The organism is Streptomyces sp. YIM 130001 (genome assembly GCF_003574445.1).
In the GTDB taxonomy this organism is placed as follows: Bacteria; Actinomycetota; Actinomycetes; order Streptomycetales; family Streptomycetaceae; genus Streptomyces.
The window spans coordinates 264384-286354 of record NZ_KZ984552.1 but is presented as its reverse complement, the minus strand read 5'-3'; the positions used below and the strand labels follow the sequence as shown (position 1 = coordinate 286354).

At 71.1% G+C, this 21971-nt stretch carries 21 protein-coding genes; 11 read left to right on the top strand and 10 right to left on the bottom strand.

The genetic code is table 11. The features are described from left to right. Nucleotides 1-110: 110 nt before the first annotated feature. The 4 genes from DSC45_RS11225 to DSC45_RS11210 form a co-directional block, all read right to left on the bottom strand. A complete protein-coding gene (locus tag DSC45_RS11225) occupies nt 111-2141 on the bottom strand; it encodes a TerD family protein (protein ID WP_119289659.1) in 2031 nt (676 codons plus the stop codon). 131 nt (nt 2142-2272) lie between these two features. Next, nucleotides 2273-2851 carry a TerD family protein gene (locus DSC45_RS11220; protein ID WP_119289959.1) on the bottom strand — a complete coding sequence of 193 codons (579 nt, stop codon included), beginning with the start codon at nt 2849-2851 and terminating at the stop codon, nt 2273-2275. A 233-nt stretch (nt 2852-3084) separates the two neighbouring features. Continuing rightward, nucleotides 3085-5232, bottom strand: coding sequence for an excinuclease ABC subunit UvrB (gene uvrB, locus DSC45_RS11215; protein ID WP_119289657.1), 2148 nt, complete (start codon nt 5230-5232; stop codon nt 3085-3087). A gap of 39 nt (nt 5233-5271) precedes the next feature. After that, on the bottom strand, nt 5272-6108 hold the full coding sequence (locus tag DSC45_RS11210) for an MHYT domain-containing protein (RefSeq protein WP_119289656.1): 837 nt from the start codon (nt 6106-6108) through the stop codon (nt 5272-5274). Nucleotides 6109-6365: 257 nt separating this feature from the next. Here DSC45_RS11210 and DSC45_RS11205 point away from each other — a divergent pair, with 257 nt between their 5' ends. The 5 genes from DSC45_RS11205 to DSC45_RS11185 all read left to right on the top strand — a co-directional run bounded on the left by DSC45_RS11205 (nt 6366) and on the right by DSC45_RS11185 (nt 11276). Continuing rightward, nucleotides 6366-7241 carry a glycerophosphodiester phosphodiesterase gene (locus DSC45_RS11205; protein WP_119289654.1) on the top strand — a complete coding sequence of 292 codons (876 nt, stop codon included), beginning with the start codon at nt 6366-6368 and terminating at the stop codon, nt 7239-7241. Nucleotides 7242-7301: 60 nt separating this feature from the next. Then, nucleotides 7302-7883: a methylated-DNA--[protein]-cysteine S-methyltransferase gene (locus tag DSC45_RS11200; protein ID WP_240434590.1), complete on the top strand. Its 582-nt coding sequence runs from the start codon at nt 7302-7304 to the stop codon at nt 7881-7883. 51 nt (nt 7884-7934) lie between these two features. Further along, a complete protein-coding gene (locus DSC45_RS11195) occupies nt 7935-9251 on the top strand; it encodes an MFS transporter (RefSeq protein ID WP_119289957.1) in 1317 nt (438 codons plus the stop codon). 217 nt (nt 9252-9468) lie between these two features. Then, the gene (locus DSC45_RS11190; RefSeq protein WP_119289649.1) at nt 9469-10371 is read left to right on the top strand and encodes a pseudouridine-5'-phosphate glycosidase; all 903 of its coding nucleotides are present in this window, start codon (nt 9469-9471) and stop codon (nt 10369-10371) included. Then, nucleotides 10368-11276 carry a carbohydrate kinase family protein gene (locus DSC45_RS11185; RefSeq protein ID WP_119289647.1) on the top strand — a complete coding sequence of 303 codons (909 nt, stop codon included), beginning with the start codon at nt 10368-10370 and terminating at the stop codon, nt 11274-11276. The genes DSC45_RS11190 and DSC45_RS11185 overlap by 4 nt, the downstream gene beginning before the upstream one ends. 62 nt (nt 11277-11338) lie before the next feature. Here the strand turns inward: DSC45_RS11185 and DSC45_RS11180 are convergent, their stop codons facing one another. The 3 genes from DSC45_RS11180 to DSC45_RS11170 form a co-directional block, all read right to left on the bottom strand. Beyond that, complete coding sequence (locus tag DSC45_RS11180; protein WP_119289645.1) at nt 11339-12238, bottom strand: methyltransferase domain-containing protein; 900 nt, start codon at nt 12236-12238, stop codon at nt 11339-11341. A 370-nt stretch (nt 12239-12608) separates the two neighbouring features. Further along, nucleotides 12609-13028 carry a CBS domain-containing protein gene (locus DSC45_RS11175; protein WP_119289644.1) on the bottom strand — a complete coding sequence of 140 codons (420 nt, stop codon included), beginning with the start codon at nt 13026-13028 and terminating at the stop codon, nt 12609-12611. Nucleotides 13029-13149: 121 nt separating this feature from the next. After that, nucleotides 13150-13827 carry a nucleoside/nucleotide kinase family protein gene (locus DSC45_RS11170; RefSeq protein ID WP_119289642.1) on the bottom strand — a complete coding sequence of 226 codons (678 nt, stop codon included), beginning with the start codon at nt 13825-13827 and terminating at the stop codon, nt 13150-13152. Nucleotides 13828-14060: 233 nt separating this feature from the next. Here DSC45_RS11170 and DSC45_RS11165 point away from each other — a divergent pair, with 233 nt between their 5' ends. Then, entirely contained in the window at nt 14061-14543 is a 483-nt protein-coding gene (locus tag DSC45_RS11165; protein WP_119289640.1) for an anthrone oxygenase family protein, read from the top strand. Between the two features lie 288 nt (nt 14544-14831). Here the strand turns inward: DSC45_RS11165 and DSC45_RS11160 are convergent, their stop codons facing one another. Both DSC45_RS11160 and DSC45_RS11155 read right to left on the bottom strand, forming a co-directional pair. Further along, nucleotides 14832-15080: a DUF397 domain-containing protein gene (locus DSC45_RS11160; RefSeq protein ID WP_119289638.1), complete on the bottom strand. Its 249-nt coding sequence runs from the start codon at nt 15078-15080 to the stop codon at nt 14832-14834. Further along, nucleotides 15080-15940 (bottom strand): helix-turn-helix domain-containing protein, encoded by an 861-nt coding sequence (locus DSC45_RS11155; protein WP_119289636.1) that lies wholly within the window; start codon nt 15938-15940, stop codon nt 15080-15082. The genes DSC45_RS11160 and DSC45_RS11155 overlap by 1 nt, the downstream gene beginning before the upstream one ends. 172 nt (nt 15941-16112) lie before the next feature. Between DSC45_RS11155 and DSC45_RS11150 the strand changes: the two genes are divergently transcribed. Continuing rightward, nucleotides 16113-16583, top strand: a complete 471-nt coding sequence (locus DSC45_RS11150; RefSeq protein WP_346426653.1) for an ATP-binding protein — start codon at nt 16113-16115, stop codon at nt 16581-16583. After that, nucleotides 16583-16999, top strand: coding sequence for a hypothetical protein (locus DSC45_RS11145; RefSeq protein WP_240434589.1), 417 nt, complete (start codon nt 16583-16585; stop codon nt 16997-16999). Before DSC45_RS11150 ends, DSC45_RS11145 begins: the two co-directional genes overlap by 1 nt. Before the next feature lie 242 nt (nt 17000-17241). Here DSC45_RS11145 and DSC45_RS11140 read toward each other — a convergent pair whose 3' ends face one another. Beyond that, on the bottom strand, nt 17242-18603 hold the full coding sequence (locus tag DSC45_RS11140; protein ID WP_119289631.1) for an amidohydrolase: 1362 nt from the start codon (nt 18601-18603) through the stop codon (nt 17242-17244). A gap of 91 nt (nt 18604-18694) precedes the next feature. Here DSC45_RS11140 and DSC45_RS11135 point away from each other — a divergent pair, with 91 nt between their 5' ends. The 3 genes from DSC45_RS11135 to DSC45_RS11125 all read left to right on the top strand — a co-directional run bounded on the left by DSC45_RS11135 (nt 18695) and on the right by DSC45_RS11125 (nt 21776). After that, nucleotides 18695-19966 (top strand): threonine synthase, encoded by a 1272-nt coding sequence (locus DSC45_RS11135; RefSeq protein ID WP_119289629.1) that lies wholly within the window; start codon nt 18695-18697, stop codon nt 19964-19966. Nucleotides 19967-20368: 402 nt separating this feature from the next. Next, nucleotides 20369-20749, top strand: coding sequence for a DUF3574 domain-containing protein (locus DSC45_RS11130; RefSeq protein ID WP_240434588.1), 381 nt, complete (start codon nt 20369-20371; stop codon nt 20747-20749). 97 nt (nt 20750-20846) lie between these two features. Next, complete coding sequence (locus tag DSC45_RS11125) at nt 20847-21776, top strand: LLM class F420-dependent oxidoreductase (RefSeq protein WP_119289626.1); 930 nt, start codon at nt 20847-20849, stop codon at nt 21774-21776. The last annotated feature ends 195 nt before the right edge of the window (nt 21777-21971 follow it).

The window sequence follows — 21971 nt, the reverse complement described above, 5'->3', positions numbered from 1 at the left end:
AGTTCGCAGGTCAAAAGGCTTTCCGTGGGAGACGCGACAGGGCGGACCGCACCTGCGGTCCGCCCTGTCGCACAGGATCCCGAGAACGCCCCGCTGCGCCGGTCGAGCGCTCAGCGGCGCCAGGAGCGCCGGGCCTGGGCCACCTGCGCCAGGACGTCGGTGAGCACCCGGCTGCCGGCCGGCGGCAAGGAGGGCTCGTACGTCCAGGCGTGGCCGATCCAGGGGTCGGCGAGGTGGTCGTCGGCCACGGGTGTCAGACGCAGCAGGGAGCGCCACAGCGGGTCGAGCACGGGGCCGTACTCGGAGGCGTCCTCCCGGTCGGCGACCATCAGGAGGTGAACCCCGACGGCGGGCCCCTCGTCGGCCAGGTACCGCAGCTGGGTCACCGCCCGGTCGTCGAAGCCGTGCGGGAAGTCGTGCACGATCAGCAGCTGCTCGGCGGTGTCCAGATCCGGCGGCAGCGAGTCGGCAGCGCCGCCGCGGATCGCCATCTGCACCAGATCGACGCGCTGGGTGAGCGCGGCGAGTACCTGGGACACACCGGCGGCACCGGCGGCCGGCGGCGAGGTGAGTACGCCGGACTGCACCAGCGGATCGAGCGAGGCGGACGCCGAGCCTGCCGGGTCGATGACATGCACCGTGAAGTCGCCGGGCGGATAGACCGCGAGCAGCCGCGCCGCATGGGCGACCGCGGTGTCCATCGCGCGTCGGCGCAGCTCCGCGCCGTCCAGGAACGTGGCGCCCGAGGCGCCCGAGCGTCCGCTGTCGATCCACAGGCCCCGCTCGAGCGGGAGCCTCACCAGCATCGGAATGCGCAGGTCGGGGCTCTCGGGCAGATGGAGGTCGCCGAGGCGCAGGGCCATCGGGGTCTCCATCGGGACGCGGTAGCCGTGCCAGACCGGGTTGGTCCAGGCGGCGAAGGCGGGTGGCAGAGCCGGTTCCACCACGTCCGCCTCGGCGGACAGGTGGGCGAGGTCGCGGTCGAGGGCCTGGCGCGCCTGGTCGACGAGCTCGGAGTGCTTGGCACGGGCCGCATCGCGGGCCGCGTCACCCTGGCCTCCGATACGGCTGCGCGGGTCGGACAGGGCGCGGTCGATCTCCTGGTCCATACGCGACTCGGCGAAGTCCGCTGCGCTGCGGTATGCGGCGGTCGTACGGGCCAGATCCTCGAACATGCCCCAGACCTGGTTGTACAGCCGCTCCTCCATGGACCAGCCGGTCGCGTCCCCGGCCACGGGCTGGGCGGCCTCGCCGGGCCTGGGCTCCGGGGCGGCCGGCGGGGGCGTGGGCGGTGCCGAGGTGCGCCGGTTGGGGTGCGTGTAGTTGACCGGACCGCCGGTGGGGGCGGCCGCGGACTGCTGATCCGGGTCCTGACCCGGCCTGGCACTGTCCGGGGCGTGCACCGGCTGGGCCGGCTCGCCGCTCCCCGGGCCGACGTGCCGGCCGCCCCCGCCCTGGCCACCGCCCTGCGGCCCGGCGAGGCCGGTCTGTGTGCCGTCGGTCCCGGACTCGGGGCCCGTCGCCGGTGCCGTACGGCGGACCCGGTCGGCCTCCGCGGTACGGGGCGGAGGCGCGGCCACCGAGCGGGCCATTCCGCGGGCCACCGCGTCGAGGATCTGCGAGGCCAGCTCGCGGGCCTGGGGCAGTCCTTGATCGGCGAGCATGTCGGCGAGGCCACCCGCGTACCCCTGGCCGACGGCACGCACCTTCCAGGCGTCCTGTCTGCGGTACAGCTCGAGCGCCACGACCGCGGACTCGGCGTCCAGATCCGTGACGGTGTAGCTGGCCACCTCGGCGCCGTCGAGTCCGGTGACCGCGACGAACGGGGCGGCCACCGCACCGAAGTTGACCGGACCGCCGGCCCCGACGGGAAGGGCGAGCAGGACATTGACCCGGTCCGCCTCGTCGGGGAGCGCGCCCAGGTCGACGGCGAGCCGGTGGTCGGCCGCGGCCTGTTTGGAGACCTCGAGTCCGGGGAGCTGGGGTGATCCGGGATGCGCCACCCACTCGACACCGCGGACCCTGCCGTCGACGTCGCTGAGCGTCACACCCGCCACGACCGGTTTACCGGCCGACACTCTGATCTCCAGACGGGTCCGGGGCAGCGCGTGGTTCTGTCCCCTGACCAACTCGGCCGTCATCGCCTTCGTCCCCCTCGGTACAGTCTTCCGGCTGTGCTGCTTTCCGTCGGCGCTCGATCGCACCGCCGCGCGGTCCCCGACAGGCCATCGCCTCCGGGAACCGCGCGCGTCGGCAACTGCCTTGCGATGCCTTACAGGTGAGGCAGGATCGCCGGCATCAGGTCCTGGAAGGTACGGCCGTTGGCCGGGTTTCCGAGGGCCGTCATCTGCCAGCCGCTGCCCGCGCGGTGCACCTTCGCCATGATCTGGGCGGTGTACTGGCCGCCGCCGTCGAGCGTGTAACGGGCCATCTCCTGGCCGTTGGTCTCGTCGACGATGCGGCAGAACGCGTTCTGCACTTCCTGGAATGTCTGGCCCGTGAACGAGTTGACAGTGAACACGATCTGGTCGATGTGCACCGGGACCCGCTGCAGGTCGACCAGGATGGACTCGTCGTCGCCGCCCTGTCCGGCGCCACCGACCAGGTTGTCACCGGTGTGACGCACCGAACCGTCGTCGCTGACGAGGTGGCGGAAGAACACCACGTCCACCGGCTGCTTGTCGGCGAAGAGCACCGCCGAGGCGTCGAGGTCGATCTCCCGGGTGCGCGAACCGAACAGTCCGCGTCGGGGAGCGGCCTGCCAGCCGAGACCCATGCGCACCGCGGTCAGGGTGCCCCCGTCGTTCTTCTGCAGGCTGATGGCCTGACCCTTGGTCATGTTGACCGTCACGCGCTGTCCCCTCTCGAACATTCCCCAACAACCGCCTGTGTGCGGTTGTCCAGCACCCTACGCAGTGGCACCGACGCCTCAGCACCCCGGTCGGTCATTTGTGTCGGTCTTGCAACACAGCGCGCCGCGTGCGCCCGGGGAGCATTTCCACGACCCCGCCGGACCGGTACCGCGGGTACCGAAGCGCAGGTCGGACGAGCCGTCCGGAGCGGCCGTACGGCGACGGCGGCCCGTCAGGACAGCCCGCCCTCCTTCATCTGACGCAGTTCCTTCTTCATCTCGGAGACCTCGTCCCTCAGGCGGGCCGCGATCTCGAACTGGAGATCCGCGGCGGCCGTCTTCATCCGCTCGGTCATCTCCTCGATCTGCTCGGTCAGTTCGGCGACAGGACGGTCCGTGGGAGTGCCGGCCTTGGCCTTGGACTTGGCCTTGGCACCCGCTTTCGCCTTGCTGTCGCCGAGCGAGGGAACCGGGGCCTTCGCTTCCTTGCCGTCCTTGCCCTTGCGGTAGCCGGTGCCGAGCAGTGCCTCGGTGTCGACCTCCTCGCGGGCGATGGTGGCGACGATGTCGTTGATCTTCTTGCGGAGCGGCTGCGGGTCGATACCGCGCTCCTTGTTGTACGCGATCTGCTTCTCACGGCGGCGGTTGGTCTCGTCGATGGCCTTCTCCATCGCCGGCGTGATCTTGTCCGCGTACATATGGACCTGCCCCGAGACGTTCCGCGCGGCTCGGCCGATGGTCTGGATCAGGGAGGTGCCGGAGCGCAGGAAGCCCTCCTTGTCCGCGTCGAGGATCGCGACCAGGGACACCTCCGGGAGGTCGAGGCCCTCCCGGAGGAGGTTGATGCCGACCAGGACGTCGAACTCGCCGGCCCGCAGCTCGCGCAGCAGCTCCACCCGGCGCAGGGTGTCGACGTCGCTGTGCAGGTACCGGACCTGGATGCCCAGCTCGAGGAAGTAGTCCGTGAGGTCCTCGGCCATCTTCTTGGTCAGCGTCGTGACGAGTACGCGCTCGTCCTTCTCGGTGCGGGTACGGATCTCGTGCACCAGGTCGTCGATCTGACCCTCGGTGGACTTGATCACCACCTCGGGGTCGACGAGACCGGTCGGCCGGATGATCTGCTCGACGTATCCGTCGGAGCGGGACATCTCGTACGTGCCCGGGGTGGCCGACAGATAGACGGTCTGATCGATGCGCTTCTGGAACTCCTCCCATTTCAGCGGCCGGTTGTCCAGGGCCGAGGGGAGCCGGAAGCCGTGGTCCACGAGGGTCCGCTTGCGGGACGCGTCGCCCTCGTACATGGCGCCGATCTGGGGGACGGTCACATGCGACTCGTCCAGGACGAGCAGGAAGTCGTCCGGGAAGTAGTCGAGGAGCGTGTGCGGCGGTGTGCCGGGCTCGCGGTCGTCGAAGTGCATCGAGTAGTTCTCGACTCCGGAGCAGGAACCGATCTGCCGGAGCATCTCCAGGTCGTACGTGGTCCGCATGCGCAGGCGCTGGGCCTCGAGCAGCTTGTTCTGCTTCTCGAGCTCGGCGAGGCGCTCTTCGAGCTCCTTCTCGATGCCGTTGACCGCCTTCTCCAGGCGCTCGGGGCCGGCGACGTAGTGCGTGGCCGGGAAGATGTAGAGCTCCTGGTCGTCGCTGATGACCTCGCCGGTCAGCGGGTGCAGCGTGGAGAGTGCCTCGACCTCGTCGCCGAACATCTCGATGCGCACGGCCAGTTCCTCGTAGACCGGGAAGATCTCGATGGTGTCGCCGCGGACGCGGAAGGTGCCGCGGGTGAACGCCGTGTCGTTGCGCGTGTACTGGATGTCCACGAAGCGGCGCAGGAGCTGGTCGCGGTCGAACTCCTCGCCCACCTTCAGCTGGACCATGCGGTCCACGTACTCCTGCGGGGTGCCCAGGCCGTAGATGCAGGAGACGGAGGCGACCACGACGACGTCCCTGCGGGTCAGCAGCGAGTTGGTCGCGGAGTGGCGCAGTCGCTCCACTTCCTCGTTGATCGAGGAGTCCTTCTCGATGTACGTATCGGACTGCGGGACGTACGCCTCGGGCTGGTAGTAGTCGTAGTACGAGACGAAGTATTCGACCGCGTTGTTCGGCAGGAGTTCGCGGAATTCGTTGGCCAGCTGGGCGGCCAGGGTCTTGTTCGGAGCCATCACCAGGGTGGGGCGCTGGAGTTTCTCGATCATCCAGGCCGTGGTGGCCGACTTGCCCGTACCCGTGGCGCCGAGCAGGACGACGTCCTTCTCTCCCGCGCGGACGCGTCGGTCCAGATCGGCGATGGCCGTGGGCTGGTCACCGCTCGGGGTGTACGGGCTGACGACCTCGAAGGGCCGGCCGCTCTGGCGGAGCTGTTCGATCTTGGTTTCGGGCCGCATGCAACCACGGTACGACTCGGCACTGACAACGGGGCTGTGTCACCGGTCCCGGCGCCACCCTGCCCCGCCCCGCCCGCTCGGCGACGGCGTCCGCGTCGAGTGCGCAGGGCGTCCGAGCTCGACGGGCGTGCGGTTCCAGTCCGGCCTGCCCGTGACCATTCCCGGGTCGAACATCACCACGGCACCGGCCATGAGCAAGAAGATCAGCGGGCCGATCATCAGCGGTGCGAGCAGGTCCGCAGACGAGTCACCGACCACGGCCGACGTGGACTCGTGCAGATGCACGCTCATGGCGGCCATGCCGGTGTAGTGCATGCCGGTCACGGCGAGCCCCATCACCAGGCTGGCGGCCAGACTCCAGGCCCAGCCCCGCACCTGAACGGCTGCCCAGAGGGCGGCGGTGGCGGCGACCATGGCGATCACCACGGAGAGCGCCACTGTCGGGGTGTGGTACTCCAGGGTGCCGCTCAGTCGCATTCCGGCCATTCCGAGGTAGTGCATCGACGCGACGCCGAGACCGGTGACGGTGCCTCCGGTGAACAGTGCCATCACCGTCGCACCGCGGTATCCGACGATGAAGATCCCGATGCCGACCATCACGATCGCCACCGCCAGGCTCGCGAAAGTGAGCGGTGCGTCGTACGAGATCGGCGTCTCGGCGACGCTGAACCCCATCATGGCGATGAAGTGCATGGTCCATATTCCGGAGCCGATGGCAGCCGCCCCGAGGGCCAGCCAGCCGGGCCGCCAGGAGCTGCTGACCAGCAGGGACCGAGCGGTGCAGCGCAGTCCGAGCGCGCCGCCCAGACAAGCCGTCAGATAGGCGACGACAGGCGTGACGAGCCCGTAGCTGAATCCGTCGATCGTGCCCTGCATGCGCGGTCGCCCTCCCACCCGTGTTCCCCGACTGTGTGCCGCTGCGCTCCCCACGGCCGCCCCCGTGGTCGTGGTCGAGCGGCAGGGCGCCCTTCTGGGAACGCACGAGCGATTCACGCCAAAGAATCGCACACGCCACACGGGCCTCAGCCCACTGGGGCAACTCCGTTCAGCCCTTGGCCATGTTGCGCCTGTCTGCCGTTGACCAACGGCTGTCACTCTCGGTCAGGCACTGATTACCAGACCGAGGAGTTCATGTGTACGCACGCGTCGCAGCCGCCGGCACCGCAACGTTGGTCGGAGCGGCGGCCCTGCTGCTCCCCGCCGCCACCGCCCACGCCGACAGCACGACCGACGAGCCCGTTGTCGTCGCCCACCGGGGAGCGTCCGCCTACGCACCGGAGAACACGCTCGCCGCCGTCGACAAGGCGGCCGAACTGGGCGTCCGCTGGGTGGAGAACGACGTCCAGCGGACCAAGGACGGCGAACTCGTGGTCGTGCACGACACGACCCTCACCCGGACCACGAACGTCGAAGAGGTCTTCCCCGACCGCGCCCCCTGGAACGTCGCCGACTTCACCTCCGCCGAGATCGCCAAGCTTGACGCCGGCAGCTGGTTCGACGCCAAGTACGCGGGCGCGCGCGTGCCCACCCTCGAGCAGTACATGAACCGGGTGTCGCGCCACGACCAGAAGCTGGTCCTCGAGCTCAAGGCTCCCGACCTGTACCCGGGCATCGAGAAGCAGACCCTGCGCGAGCTGCGCAGGTCGGGCTGGCTCGACCGGCAGCACGTCAAGCGCAAGCTGGTGATCCAGAGCTTCGACGCCGCCAGCGTGCGTACGGTGCACAGCCTGCGCCCCGACATCAAGACCGGGTTCCTGGGCACGCCCGCGGTCGCCGACCTCCCCGAGTACGCGAAGTTCGCCGACCAGATCAATTCCTCGCACACGACGATCTCCGCGGACTACGTGTCGGCGATCCAGTCCCTCAAGGGCCCGAAGAACAAGCCCCTGGAGATCTACACGTGGACGGTGGACGACATCCCGAACGCGGTACGGGTCGCCGCCTACGGCGTCGACGGCATCATCTCGAACGCTCCCGATGTGGTGGGCACCGCGGTCGGCAAGGGCTGATCGCGGTCGCAGGCTGAACGAGCCGGCCGCCCCGGGGCACTGTCGGTGCCCGGTCGTACGGTGGTCGGCGTGAACACCAACCGTGCTGAGCAGGCGGCCGGACCGGCCGCGGAGTGGGCCGTTGTCGACAGCGACATCGGCCCACTCCTCCTCGCCGCGACGGCCCAGGGGCTGGTCCTGGTCGCCTTCCACGCCGACGACGAGGTGCGGGAATCCGCGCTGCGGCGGCTCGCGTCGCGCCTCGACGGCGAGGTCGTCGAGGCCGAGGAAGCTTCCGCCTCGAGCCGCCTCGCCGAGCCGATACGCCAGCTCACCGCGTACTTCGCGGGTGAGCTGCACACCTTCACGCTCGACCTCGACTGGCGGCTCGCCTCCCGCTTCCACCAGGAGGTCCTGTCCGAGCTGGCTGCCGGAGTGCCGTACGGCTCGGTGGTGGGGTACGGCGATCTGGCCGCACGCGTGGGCCAGCCGGGCGCCGCCCAGGCGGTCGGGCTCGCCATGGGGGCCAATCCGCTGCCGGTCGTGGTGCCCTGCCATCGCGTCGTGGAGAGCGACGGCGGCATCGGCGGCTTCGGCGGCGGCCTCGAGACGAAGCGTCAACTCCTGGCGCTCGAGGGCGTCCTGCCGCAGCCGCTGTTCTGACGGCCGGAAAATCACGTGGCCGCCCGGCCGCTTGCTGGCACACTCCGCTGGGTGACGACCGCCGACCGCCCCGCGATACCCGTCGTGCCCGCAGATCTGCCGGCTCTGCGCCGACGGGTGACGGCAGTGCTGGTGACCAGTCAGATCCTCGGCGGCCTCGGAGTGGCCACGGCTGTCGCCCTGGCCACGATCCTCGCCAAGGACGTGAGCGGGACGGAAGCCCTGGCGGGGCTCGCTCCGACGGCGAGCGTGATCGGAACCGCGGTGCTGTCGATGCCGCTGGCCGCGCTGATGGCTGCCCGCGGCAGGCGCCCGGGGCTCGTCCTGGCGTATCTCATCGGGGCCGTCGGCGCGGCGGTCGTCGTCGCGGCCTCCGCCGTCGGCAGCTTCCCGCTGCTGCTCGCCGGCCTCGCCGGGTTCGGCGCGGCCTCGTCGGCGAATCTGCAGGCACGGTTCGCGGCCGCCGACCTCGCCGAACCGCAGCGTCGCGCGCGTGCGATCGCCAACGTGGTCTGGGCGACCACGATCGGCGCGGTCCTCGGGCCGAACATCGCGGCCCCTGCCGGCCGGAGCGTCTCGGGCCTCGGGATCCCGGACACGGCCGGGCCGTTCGTATGGGCAGGAGGTGTCTTCCTGCTCTCGGCGCTGCTCGTGGCCGTCCTGCTGCGACCGGATCCCCTCCTGACCGCACGTGCCCTCGACCCCGGCAACGACGCCTCTCCCGAGGGCCGTTCGCTGCGGGCGGGTCTGGCCGCGGTCGGGGCGTCCCCGCGCGCGAGGCTGGCCCTGGTGACGGTGGCCGTCTCGCACACCGCGATGGTGTCGATCATGTCGATGACGCCGGTCGGCCTCGGGCATCACGGGGCGGGAATCGACTTGATCGGCCTGGTGATCAGCGGGCACATCGCGGGCATGTACGCGTTCTCGCCGGTGATGGGACGGCTGACCGACCAGCTCGGCCGACTCCCGGTGATCGGGCTCTCGTTGGGACTGCTCGGCTGCGCCGCGCTCCTCGCGGGGACGGCGGGACCTCGGCACGCCCAGACGGCGGTGGGCCTGTTCGTCCTCGGCCTCGGCTGGTCCGCAGGCCTGGTCTCCGGCTCGACACTGCTGACGGAATCCGTACCGGGGGCCTCTCGGGCCGCGGTGCAGGGCCTGTCGGATCTGCTGAGCAACGCCGCGGCGGGAGCGGGCGGCGCCGCGGCGGGCCTGCTGATGGCGCAGGCGGGGTACGGCTGGCTGAACCTGGCTGCCGCCCTCCTGCTGCTGCCGCCGGCCGCACTCGCGCTGCGCGCGATCCGTCCGGGAGGCACGGCCGGGAAGACGACGGGCAGCGGCGCCTCGGCGGGCGACGGCGCGCGCGGCTAGCGCTGCCGCCACCGGTGGCGCTCCTTCGGTGCGCGGTGCTTCCGTATGCCCCCGATGCCGTGACCACCTGGTGCTGTCCTCCACGCGCGAGACGGCTGGGAGCGGACGTGGCGCCGCGGGTTTGGCGATGTCCCGGGCCTGCCAGGGATCAGGAGTACGAACCCGGTGTCGTCCGCGTGCAGGGCCACCGGGCCATGCGGCTGGCGGGAGGCCACACATGCTGGTGCTGTCCGAAGAGGTGCGCGACGCGCTGGAGCGGGGTCTTCCCGTGGTGGCGCTCGAATCGACGATCATCGCGCACGGCCTGCCGCGGCCGCGCAACCTCCAAGTAGGCCTCGAACTCGAGGACTTGGTTCGCCGGCAGGGCGCGGTACCTGCCACCGTCGCGGTCCTCGACGGCCGGGTGCGGGTCGGCCTCGACAAGAGCCGCTTGGAACGTGTCGCGGGCGGCGAGGACATCCGCAAGCTTGGGCACCGTGACCTGGCACCAGCCCTCGCCACGGGCGCTAGCGGGGCCACCACGGTGTCCGCGACCGCCTTCGTCGCAGCTCGGGCCGGGGTGCGGGTGTTCGCCACCGGTGGTCTCGGCGGGGTGCACCGTGAATGGACGTCGGCCCAGGACGAGTCGGCCGACCTGGGGCTGCTCGCCCGTACCCGCATCGCCGTCGTCTGTGCGGGTGTGAAGTCGATCCTGGACGTGCCGGCCACCCTGCAGCGGCTGGAGACCCTCGGGGTCTGTGTGGCGGGCTACCGCACCGACCGGTTCCCCGGGTTCTACCTCACCGACTCGGGCCTGTCCGTGGACTGGACGCTGCACTCCCCCACCGAGGTCGCCGCCGTGATCCGCGCCCAGGACGAACTCCAGGGCCCTGATTCGGCGTTGATCGTCGCCAATCCGGTACCGGAGTCCGAGCAGCTCGATCCCGTGCTCCACGCGCGCGTGCTCGACGACGCACTGCGTGCCTGCACGGCCGACGGCGTCACGGGGCAGGCAGTGACGCCCTTCCTGCTCGACTACTTGATGCGCCACACCGACGGGGCTTCCCTGGAGGCGAATCTGGCCGCCGTGCGCGGGAACGTGTCGCTGGCCGCTCGGATCGCGGCTGCGTGCGTCGCGTGAGCGGGGCACTGCTGGTCGTGGGCGATGTCGTGACGGATGTGGTGGCCCGGCACCGGACACCGTTGGCACCGGGCACCGACACGGCCGCCGACATCGTCACGCTGCCGGGCGGAGCGGGGGCGAATGTGGCGTCCTGGGCCGCCCACCACGGCTGCCCTGACGTACGTCTCCTCGCGCGCGTGGGTGCCGAAGCGGCCGCCGGCCACGCGCGCGTGCTGCGCGACTCGGGTGTACGGCCGCAGTTCGTCGTCGACGAGGATGTGCCGACGGGGACGGTGATCTGCCTGGTGGACGCGCGCGCGGAGCGTACGTTCCTCAGCGACAGCGGCGCGGTGCTGCGGATCTCACCGTCCGACTGGTCGCCGGAACTGCTCGACGGTGTCGGTCATCTGCATCTGTCGGGCTATCTGTTCTTCGCGGAGCCGAGCCGTTCGCTCGCGGTCACCGCGCTGCGGGCGGCGCGCGCCGCGGGCGTTGCGGTGAGTGTGGATCCGGCATCGACCGGGTTTCTGCGGCAGTCCGGCGTGAAGGGTTTCCTCGAGTCGGTGGCGGGGGCCGATGTCCTACTGCCGAGTGCGGACGAGTCGACGGTACTCACGGGGCTTCCCGAACCGGCTGATGCGGCCGCCAAGTTGAGCAGCGTCTTCCCGTTGGTGGTCGTCAAGCTCGGGGCGTCCGGTGCACTTCTGGCACGGGCCGGCGGCGGCTCCGCCCGGCGCGTCCCGCCGGTGGCCGCGACCGCTCGGGACACGACGGGCGCCGGTGATGCGTTCACCGGCGCCTTCCTCGCGGCGCGCATCGCGGGGCGCTCGGACGCCGAAGCTGCGGCGGCGGGCTGCCGCGCGGGGGCGGCGGCCGTTCAACGGGTGGGCGCCCGGCCGGGACCGACCGCCGCGCCGGGATGATCGTCGACGGCGCGGACGGTTTCGGAGGGCCCTCTCCGTCCGGGAGCCGGTGCGCCCGACCGTCAGCGGGCCGGCCTGCGTCCCCAGGCCGAGACCAGGGGCGGCGCCGCCACCTCCAGCGCACCGGACGCGAGCTGCTCCAGGTGGCGGTCGATCTCGGCGTCGCTCGCGCAGCCTCCGGTGACCAGCCGATCCCTCAACTCGCCTACGGTCGCCGCGTCCAGCGCAGCCGCCTCAGGCCCTGACAGCGCGAAATGAGCGTCTGCTCCGACCTGGACGAGGCCGTACTCGCGCAACAACCTGGGCAATGTCCGACCCTGCGCCCGGTCGCCGCCGTGGCCGGCGAGGACCGCCGCGCAGCCCTTTCCGATCCGGTTCGCCAACTGCTGCGCGGCGCCGTACTCGTCGGGGCAGGGCAACGGCTGCAGCGCCGGGTCCGCCTCCTCCACGAGCAGTCGGCCACCGGGGCGCAATGCCCTGATCATGGTGCGCAACGCCTGTTCCCGGTCCGGGACATGAGCGAGAGCAAGGCGTACGTGGACAAGGTCGAAGCCCTCGCCGGGCGGCGCGTCTCGGCCGATGTCGTGCCGGACCACCTCGAGGGGCGGACGAATCGGGGAACGGGCCCACGACACGTCGAGGTCGGTGGCGACGACCCGGCCGGTCGGACCGACCCTCTTGGCGAGCAGGCCGACGAGCGCGTCACCGCCCGCTTCGACCACCCAGCACCGCCAGCCGGTCGTCAGGCCGAGGCGGTCGATCCGGCGCATCGTCGCGGGGTCGAGCAGCGCGGCGAGCGCGGCGCCCCGGGACGGTGGCGGAGGGGGCGGCGACGGCTGTCCTGCGGGCCGGGGCGGGGCTGCGGCGGCGTGCGGGGGGCTGGAGGGGTCGGCAGTGGGAGGTACGTCGCCGGGCTGCTCGGGCTGTGGGTGTCCGAGCAGGTGGCTGTCGGTTTGGGTCATGCGGCGATCATTCCAGTTTGTCCTGGTTCGATCGCCTTTTGCGGGCCGTTCGGCGGCCCGATTCGTCACTGCTGCGCGGCCGGGTGCGACTGGCGCGGGTTCACCGCGGTCGGGCAGCCCGGCAGAGAACGGTGCAGAGCCCTCGAGTGCGGTCGAGGGGGCGAGCGCGATCGATTCGGTTCGGCGGAACCGGGAACCTCGGCGCCTCGGCCGGTGTACACACAGCATGAACCGCTACTCGCTCGAATCCACCGAGTCCGCCGAGTCCTCTGAATCCACTGCATCCACTGCATCCACTGCATCCACCGAAGCCGAATCCATGACGGTTGCGTATGCCGCCGCTCCGGCTTCCCGCGCCGCCTCGCACCACTCAGCCCTGGGCGTAGACGCTCTCGGCCCAGCCTGCGATCTGCGTGTCGGAGAGGTGATGCGCCAGATCGGCCTCGCTGATCATCCCGACGAGCCGCTTGTTCTCGATCACGGGCAGCCTGCGGATCTGGTGTCCCTTCATCTCCTCCAGCACCTCACCCACGTCGGCGTCCGCGGCGATCCACCGAGGAGTGCCCTGCGCCATGTCGGCGGCGGTCACCTTGGCGGGATCGTGCCCCTTCGCCACACAGCCCACGACTATGTCCCGGTCGGTGAGGATGCCGCAGAGGCGCTCGTTCTCGTCGCTGATCGGCAGGGCGCCCACGTTGAGGCGGTTCATGAGTTGTGCCGCCCGGTCCAGCGTCTCGTGGCCAGGGATCCACTGGGCGCCGCGGTGCATGATGTCTCCGGCGGTGGTCATCTGGTACCTCCTGCGGTCCGGACGGCCGGCGAGACGCGGGAAGCGCCGCTGGTACCGGCGGACTCATTCTCGTCCCGGCCCGACCGGCGCGCACCCGCTCACCGACCGGCGTCACGGACCGTCATCGGGATCCGTCCCGACCGGCGTCGGAGCCATCCCGGCCGCGCCATGCCGGGCGGTTCGGATCGTCCGCCCTGACGAGCACGTCCGCGGCCTCCGCGGGCGCCACCTCGGACTCGTAGCGGGCGAAGGCCGGCAGCGTCCATCGTTCGGCCTCGGAGGTACGTCGCCGTAGTGCTCCGGAAGACAGGGCGAGATGCACGACGAGGTCGAAGGGGTACCAGTGCCCGAGGAGAAAGGGGCCGTGGACGACGAGCACACCGCCCGGCGGGAGTTGGACGTACGGGCTGCGCGTGGCGCGGTCCCGCTCCGGGTCCCACAGGTCGGGCAGCACCCGCCCGCTCCCACCGGCCTCGAGCGGTCCGAACACCTCCCGCCACAGTGCACCGGTGTCGAACCACCCGTCGTAGTAACTGTCGACGTCCTCGTGTCCGAACTCGAAGCGCAGTGATGCAGGTCGCAGAAAGCCGTGGGTGTCGACCGAGAGCGTGGGGCGGCCTTGTTCCCGCAATACGTCGGTCAGTTGTGCGGCGAAGCCGCCGGGATCCGCGGCCGGTGCCCCGTCGACCGCGACCCTCAGCCACGGGTCATCGTGTTCGGCCCGGTGCTCCGGCAGGCGGTCGGTCACGGCTCGGACCAGCCGCTGCCAGGTGATCGGTTGCAGGTGCACGGGCCCCATCATGCATCGGCGCTCGGACGCGCGGTGGGCCGGGCGGCCCGTCTCGTGCGGACGAGACGACGGCGTATGCCGGCGCGCGCCTCGGCCATGGCCCGCCAGAGCCGGAAGCAATTCACTTGTAGCGGTACGTCACGCACTGCAGGATCTTCGACGTCCGAGCCGGCAACTGACTCCACCCCAGGTATCGGACCTACGAGTTATCGCCAACCAGCCTTCGTAGATCGGGAATTGTCATGATCGATGGCCCGTATTTCGTCCTCACCCTGCTCACCGCTCTGGGGTGCGGTCTCGTTGCCGGCGTCTTCTTCGCCTTCTCCACCTCGGTGATGCGGGCCCTGGGCGCCCTGCCGGCCGCACAGGGGATAGCCGCCATGCAGAAGATCAACGTGGTGATCATCAACGCCTGGTTCCTGGGCGTCTTCATGGGCACCGCGGTGCTGTCCGTCGCGGTGGCCGTGGTGACGTTCGTGGTGTCACCCGACGCGGGACGGATAGAGCTGTGGCTCGGCTGCCTGCTCTATCTGTTCGGCTCCTTCGGTGTGACGGCGGCGGCGAACATACCCCGCAACGAAGCCCTCGGCGCTCTCGATCCCGAGGCACCGGAGAGCGCCGAGCACTGGACTCGATTCCTGCGCGAGTGGACGGTCTGGAACCACGTACGGGGCGGTGCCGCCCTGGCCGGCTGCGCATCCCTGGTCCTCGGCCTCACCGCCTGAGGAACTCACTACCCGAGGAACTCATCGCCTGAGGAGCTCACCACCCACGCGACCTGGGGCCCGCCGCGTACGGCAGGCACAGGCGGCGGGCCGCACCGCGCCTCAGCCTCCGGATAGATCCGCCCAGGTCGTCGGGGCGCCGGGGCGGGCCCGGATCGTCTGGGCCCGGACACCGTCGCGCCGTGGCAAGGAAAAGAGCACCGCAGGGGAGGCGATAGGACGCTCGGTCTCATCGGTTTCGTCGTCGGCCGGCACGGGCTGGGGCGCTGCCGTCGCGCCGAGGGCGGGTCAGGAGAGCAGGAAGTCGGCCTGACCGCACTTCGCTCCGCGGATGAACGCGTCGATCTCGCCGCTGTTGTAGATGAGCGCGGGGCCGTCGGGGTCGGCGGACTGCCGCACCGCGATCCGGCCGTCGGCAAGGCGCATGGCTTCCACGCAGTTACCGCCGTTGCCGCCGCTCCAGGGCTTGTGCCAGCCCTCCGAGCCGAGTTCGCGTGCGGGCATGCCGTTGTAGATCCGGTCGGATATGTGGTCCATTACAGCTCCTTGCGGAGATCCCGGAGGATCTCCTTCGTGCGGTGTGCCGTAGCCGATTGCGCCGCCATACGGTCCATGACCTCGAGATAGGTCACGACCTCGGCGCGGCGGTCGAGGTAGACCGCACCGGTCAGATACTCCGTGTAGACCATGTCCTGCAGCTCGGGTACAGCGAAGCGGAACAGGACGAAGGGGCCGTAGGTGCCGGGGTGGTGTCCGGCGGTGAATTCGGCGATCTGGAGGGTCACGTTCGGCAGTTCGGCGACCTCGAGGAGACGGTCCACCTGAGCGCGCATTAGGCCGGGGTCTCCGACGGCACGCCGCAGCACGGTTTCATCCATGACGACCCACAGCCGCGGCGCATCCTCGGCGACGAGGAGCTCCTGGCGCTGCATGCGCAGGTCGACGTGGCGCTCTATTTCCGTGGGGCTGGTCTGCCCGACCGCGCCGGACCGCAGTACCGTGCGCGCGTAGTCCTCGGTCTGGAGCAGACCGGGGACGAAGTGGGGCTCGTAGGACCTGATCAGGGAGGCCGCGCCCTCGAGGCTGACGTACATGCTGAACCAGCCCGGCAGGATGTCGTGGTAGCGCTGCCACCAGCCCGGTTGGTTCGCCTCCTCGGCGAGGGTGATGAACGATTCGGACTCGTCTGCGGGCGTTCCGTAAGCCTGCAGGAGCAGCTGGAGGTAGGGAATCTTGAGGGTGACCTCGGCGGTCTCCATACGCCGCACCGTGGCGGGGGCGACGCGCAGAACCTTCGCGGCCTCCTCACGCTTGAGCCCCGCACCCTCCCGGAGTTCCTGGAGGCGCTTGCCCAGGACGACCTGACCCACGGTGGGAGCGGACCGCGGCTCGCTCACTACTGCCTCCTGTTGGCCGCCGTCGGGCCTGTCGTCGCTGTCGCGGTGCAGTCTGCCACGCGGATCGCGGGAGCACACCGCACTCTGCACTTTTCATTGTGACCCTTGCCAAGTGTCCGCGGCAGAGCGATAGTGGCATGCGTGAAATCGTCCGCCCCGTTAGGAACCGGCCGTGGCACTTGGTAACGCCAGTACTGTGCACCACCACGCCGGGACCGTTGTCGGCGACCGCCGCTGTCGCTTCGAGCTGGCAGCCCGCGCCGATTCGGTGGCCAGCGCCAGACGCCTCGCGCGACATCACCTGACGCGGTGGTCGATAGGCGACGACACCTGCGAAACGGCCGCGCTGGTCATATCCGAGCTGGTCACGAACGCCGTGGTGCACACGGGCAGTGAACAGATCGTCTGCGAGCTCGCCGATGACTCCGTCGCTCGGACCTTGCGCATAGTGGTACGTGACGAGGGGTGCGCGGACGGCACCCCCAGTCCCCATCCGTCCCGTGCGGGCGACGACGACCACGGTCGCGGCCTGCTCCTCGTCTCCGCGGTGAGCAAGGCGTGGGGCGCCCAGGAGGCAGCCGGCGGACTCGGGCTTGTCGTCTGGGCCGATCTCGCCAGGGAGGGAGAGCCTGGATGCGTCTGATGACCGTCGACTCCCTGACTGCGCTGAAACGGCGCATCGGAGATGTGTCCCTGCCCTTGCCCGACGGCATGCGCACTCCGCTGGGCTGCGACGCCGTCGGTATGCCGGAGGCGTTCGGGCGCCAGGTGATGGCCCGCCTCCCCAAGATCGGCTGCGTGTACGCGGACGGCCCGGTGTGGTGGCTGATCGTGCCCTCCGGATCCGAGTTCTGCATGGACTGGCCGACACCGGTGCGGTATGCGACGGGTGCTGTCGTACCCGGTGGCCAGAGTGGCCCGCGGCTGATCCACCGGCCCGGCGGTACGGCTCCGTACACGCCTCCGATACCCCTGTACCTCACGCTGTGCCGGCTCACCGGGACCGTGCCCGCCTGGATGCGGCACGCACCGCACCCGCGGCGTTCCGCCGAGCGCTGACGCTCCGGCGCCCTCGAAGGACCCCATGCCGCGGCTTCGGCCGCGCGGAGGCGCCATCCGGCTCGCCCCGTAGGGCCCCTCGGACGGTGTGCTGTGGTCCTCCATGGCAGCTCCCTGGCCGTGCGGCACCCTCGGGCGGTGCGAGCCACCTGGAACACGGCCCCTGCGATCGTCACGCTCGGTGAGACGCGTGGGCAAGGGTTGCCGGGGGTTGCGTTCCGATGCGAGGCGGGGCGTACCGCTCAGCCGTTGTACGTCTGGATGCGTTCGGCTCGGTCGTACGCGACGAGGTCGGGGAGGCGCCGTCCCAGTTCCGCGGTGATGCGGGGCAGGTCGAGGGTGACCAGGGTGCGGTCGCGCATCAGGATGCGGCCGTCCACGATCGTGGTCGTCACGTCGCTGGAACGGGCGCTGTGCACGAGGGTCGATGCGAGGTCGTGCACCGGCTGGGTGTGCGGCCCCGTGAGGTCGACGAGGACGATGTCGGCCTTCCGACCAGGGGCGATCTCGCCGATCACGCCTGCGAGGCCGACCGCCCGCGCGCTCTGGACGGTGGCGTGGTGCAGCGCCTGGCGGGCGGTGAGCCAGGTCGGGTCGCGCGTCACGGACTTCTGGACGAGTGCGGTGAGTGTCATCGACTCCCACACGTCGAGGGTGTTGTTGGAGGCCGCTCCGTCGGTGGCGAGGCCGACGGGGATGCCCAGTTCGGCGAGCTGTGCGATCGGGGTGGTGTCCCAGCCGAACTTGAGATAGCCGCGGGGCGCGCAGGCCACGGCGATACGGCCGCGGGCGGCGGCGAGCACCGGCAGGTCCCGTTCGACGATCCCGGTGCCGTGCGCGATGAGGACGTCGACGTCGAGCAGTCCGGTGTCGCGCAGCACCTCGATGGGTGTGCGGCCGTGCCGGGCCAGGCTCGCCTCGGTCTGGTCGCGGTTCTCGGCGGCGTGCAGATGGACGGGCAGACCGTGCCGGGCGGCCAGCTCGGCGATCCGGGCCAGGTCGGCGTCGTCGACGGTGTACGGGGCATGCGGGGCGAGGCTGGTGGTGATGCGTCCACCGGCGGTGCCGCGCGCGGAGAGGGCGAAATCGAGGGACCGGGCGGCGACCTCGGGGCCTTGCGAGGAGAAATGCGCCCAGCCCAGATCGGCCCGCATCCCGCACTCGGTGACGACCTCGGCGACCTTGTCCATGGCGAAGTAGTGGTCCGCGAAGCAGGTCACTCCGGCCCGGATCATCTCGGCGCAGGCGAGCCGCGTGCCCCACGCCACGTCCTCGTCGGTGAGCCGGGACTCGACGGGCCAGATGCGGTCGTTGAACCACTGCTCGATCGGCAGGTCCTCGGCGATGCCCCGCAAGGCCGCCATGCCCGCATGCGTATGGCAGTTGACCAGGCCCGGCATGGCGATCTGCCCGTGTGCGTCGATGCGTTCGGCCGCGGGCGCCTCCGCCGCGCGGGCCGAAGCGGTGACGTCGGCGACGATGCCGTCACGCACCACGATCCCCGCGTCCTCGACGAACTGCGGCTGCCCGTCCGGGCCGGGCACGAGCGCGGTGCAGTCCGTGATGACGAGATCGGCCGGTCCGTCGTACGCACGAGACGTCATCCCGCAACGGTACGGGGCGCGGGTGGCCCGGTCACGCCGGCGGCGTACCCGGGCCGCGAGCCGGAGGGAGGACTGACCCTAGGCTCGGGCCATGACTTCGAAGACTGAGCGGTCGAACGTTTCGCTGGCGACGGTCCAGCGGTCACTGGGCGATCCAGCGGTCGAGTACCCGCTGTGGCCGCCGCTCACCCGGGGTTGTCCGCGGACCAGCACGGAGACGATGTCGTATCCGGTGGAGGTCGACTACGACTACGCGCGCGTGGAGGACGATTTCCTGAGTGCGCCGCGGCGCCCCGACGGCGACCGGTCGCGCGGCTCCCTTCGCGCCTCCTCGGGCCACGACCGCTGGGCGGCGCTGCTGCCCCCGCTACTCACTCCCGGACTCGGAGAGGGCGGCACGCCGCTGGTCGAGCTCGACGACGGGGTGTTCGTGAAGGACGAGTCCCGCAACCCGACGTGGAGCCACAAGGACCGCCTCAACCGCGTGACCGCGTCGGCCGCGAAGGGTGCGGGCGCCCCGGGGATCGTGGTCGCCTCCTCCGGCAACCACGGCGCTTCCGCGGCGGCCTACGCAGCACGAGCCGGACTGCGCTGCGTGATCCTGAGCTCGGCCGGAGCGCCGCCCGCGGTGGCCTCGATGGTCGACGCGTACGGGGCGGTGGTGCTGCCCGTGCCGGTCGACGCACGCTGGCCGTTGGCCGAGCGGATCGCCGACACCTTCGGCTTCCATCCGGCCAGCAACCTGACACGGTTCCACACCGGCCACGCCTGGGGCCCGGAGGGCTACAAGACGGTCGCCTACGAGATCGCGGCCGAACTCGGCGCCCCCGGCTCGGTGTTCGTGCCCACGGGCTACGGCGAGCTGCTCTTCGGGGTGTGGAAGGGCTTCACGGAGCTGCACCGCCTCGGCCTCGTGGACCGGGTGCCACGGGTGTTCAGCTGCGAGCCCGCGGCCGGTGGACCGCTCGCGGCGGCGCTGGGGACCGGGGCGGCCGCGGCGCGTGTCGAGCTCGGGCCGACGGCCGCCTACTCGATCGGATGCCCGGTCGGCGGCCATCGCGGGGTGCTCGCGATGTCGCGCGGCGCGGGACGGTCCCTCCTCGTCGACGACCCGCAGATGCGGGCGGCGCAGCGTGAACTCGCCGATGCGGGGCTGTGGTTCGAGCTGTCGTCCGCCGCGGGTCTCGCAGGGTTGCGAGGGCTCGAGGACGCGGCGGCGGTACGCGCCGAAGGCCCGGCGGTGTGCATCGCCACATCCAGCGGATTCAAGGACCGGGGCGTCGGCGAACGACGAACGGCTCCGGTGGACCCCGAATGGGGCTCGGTCGAAAGGCTGTTGCGCGAGGCCGGCATCGGAGCCTGACCGCCCTCCCCCGTACGACCACCGCTCGATGGTCCACGTACGCGCATGACGGTTCGACGCCGCCTGCGCGTGCAGTCTCGGTTCCACGCCCACGCCCACGTGCACCGACACCCCTGCGTCTTACGCACGCATCGCTCCCGGCCGCCCGACCCGCCATCCGTGCGGATCCTCACCTCGGAGCGCGGGGGCGGGCGTGTCCTTGCAGGCCGGTCGCCGTTGTCCGGGCGACACCCCGCCGAGAGGATCAGCCCCATGCACCTGCGCACGCCCCGGACCAAGCCCGACACCGTCGTACCACGCACCCGCCGGCCCGCCTCCGCCCGCACCCGAGCAGGCGTACTCGTCACGGCGCTCGCCCTGCTCACCTGCGCCGCACCGGGCGCCGCCCAGGCGTCCCAGGAGATGCGCCCCACGGCTGCCCACGCATCGCACGAGACCCGCCCCGCAGCCCGCGCGGCCTACCTGGAGACACGGCTGCTGTTCGGCACCGAACGGCCCGACGGCGGTCCGGCCGTGACCGAACGGCAGTTCACCCGCTTCATCGACCGCGAGGTCACCCCGTACTTCCCCGACGGGCTGACCGTCCAGGAGGGCCGGGGCCAGTGGCGCGACGCGAACGGCCGCATCGAGCGGGAGCGTTCCTACGAACTGACGCTGCTGTACCCGATCGCGGAAGCACCCGCGCGGGACGCCAGGATCGAGCAGGTGCGCGAGCGGTACATGCGGCAGTTCGGCCAGGAGTCCGTCGGACGCGTCGACGAGCGGGTGGTCGCCGACTTCTGAGCGGCCCGGCAGAGCCACCGCCCGCTTCGTGCCGACGACACGAACCTTTAACACTTCTACGGAAATTCCGTCCGTCCTGCGGGAGTTGGATCCTGACATGACTGTCGGAGTAGTCCTCATCTCGGGCTCCGAGCCCACATCGATCGATGACACCGTGCTGCGAGCACGTGAGGCCGCCGCGACCGGACTGACCTCGGGCTGGTTCGCCCAGACTCTCGGGTACGACTCGGCGACCCTGGCAGCGATCGTGGGGCGGGAGGTCCCCGAGCTGCAGGTGGGATCGTCCGCGATCCCGGTCTTCGGCCGGCACCCGCTGATCGTCTCCAGCCAGGCGCAGACCGCACAGGCGGCGACGGGTGGCCGCTACCACCTGGGGCTCGGCCTCGGCGCCAAGGCTCTGGTGGAGTCGGCGTTCGGGATTCCGCACGAGCGGCCGATCCGGTTGCTGCGCGAGTTCCTCACGGCGCTGCGGGGGCTGCTGGCGACCGGGACCGCCGAATTCCAGGGCGAGTTGCTCACGGCCAACACCCCCAGGCCGGCACGGGTACCGGGTGGCACCGAGCCGCCGGTGCCACTCCTGGTGGCCGCGATGGGACCGCAGGCGCTGCGGGTCACAGGTGAACTGGCCGACGGGACGCTGCCGTTCCTGGCCGGTCCGAAGGCGCTGGAGGAGCATGTGGTGCCCGCGCTGACGAAGGCGGCCGAGGCGGCGGGCCGTCCCGCTCCCCGTGTGGTGGCGCTGGTTCCCGGCGTCGTGACCTCCGACCCGGACGCGGTGCGCGAGCGGGCCGCCACCGAATTCGCCTTCTACGACACGATCCCGTCGTACCAGCGGGTGATCGCGCTCTCGGGTGCGGAACGGGCCGCGCACCTCGCGGCGATCGGCGACGAGCGGACGGTGGCGGACGCGGTCCGGCGCTATCGCGACGCGGGAGCGACGGAGGTGGTCGTGACGGCCACCGAGCTGGGCGGCGACGCGGACCGCAAGCGCACCTGGCAGTTGCTCGGCGAGCTGGCCGCCGGGTGACGCCCGGCCGGCGCGGCAAGGCACCGGATGCCATGTCCCCCTGGGCGGAAGCAGTCCCCCTGGGCGGAAGCAGTCCCCCTGGGCGGAAGCAATCCACCGTCCGCGAGGCACTCCCCGCACACAGGCAGCGGAGGCACCCGGTTGGGGATGCCGGGACGGCTCCGCACGGCGCGCACCGGGGGTCGGGCGCGCCGA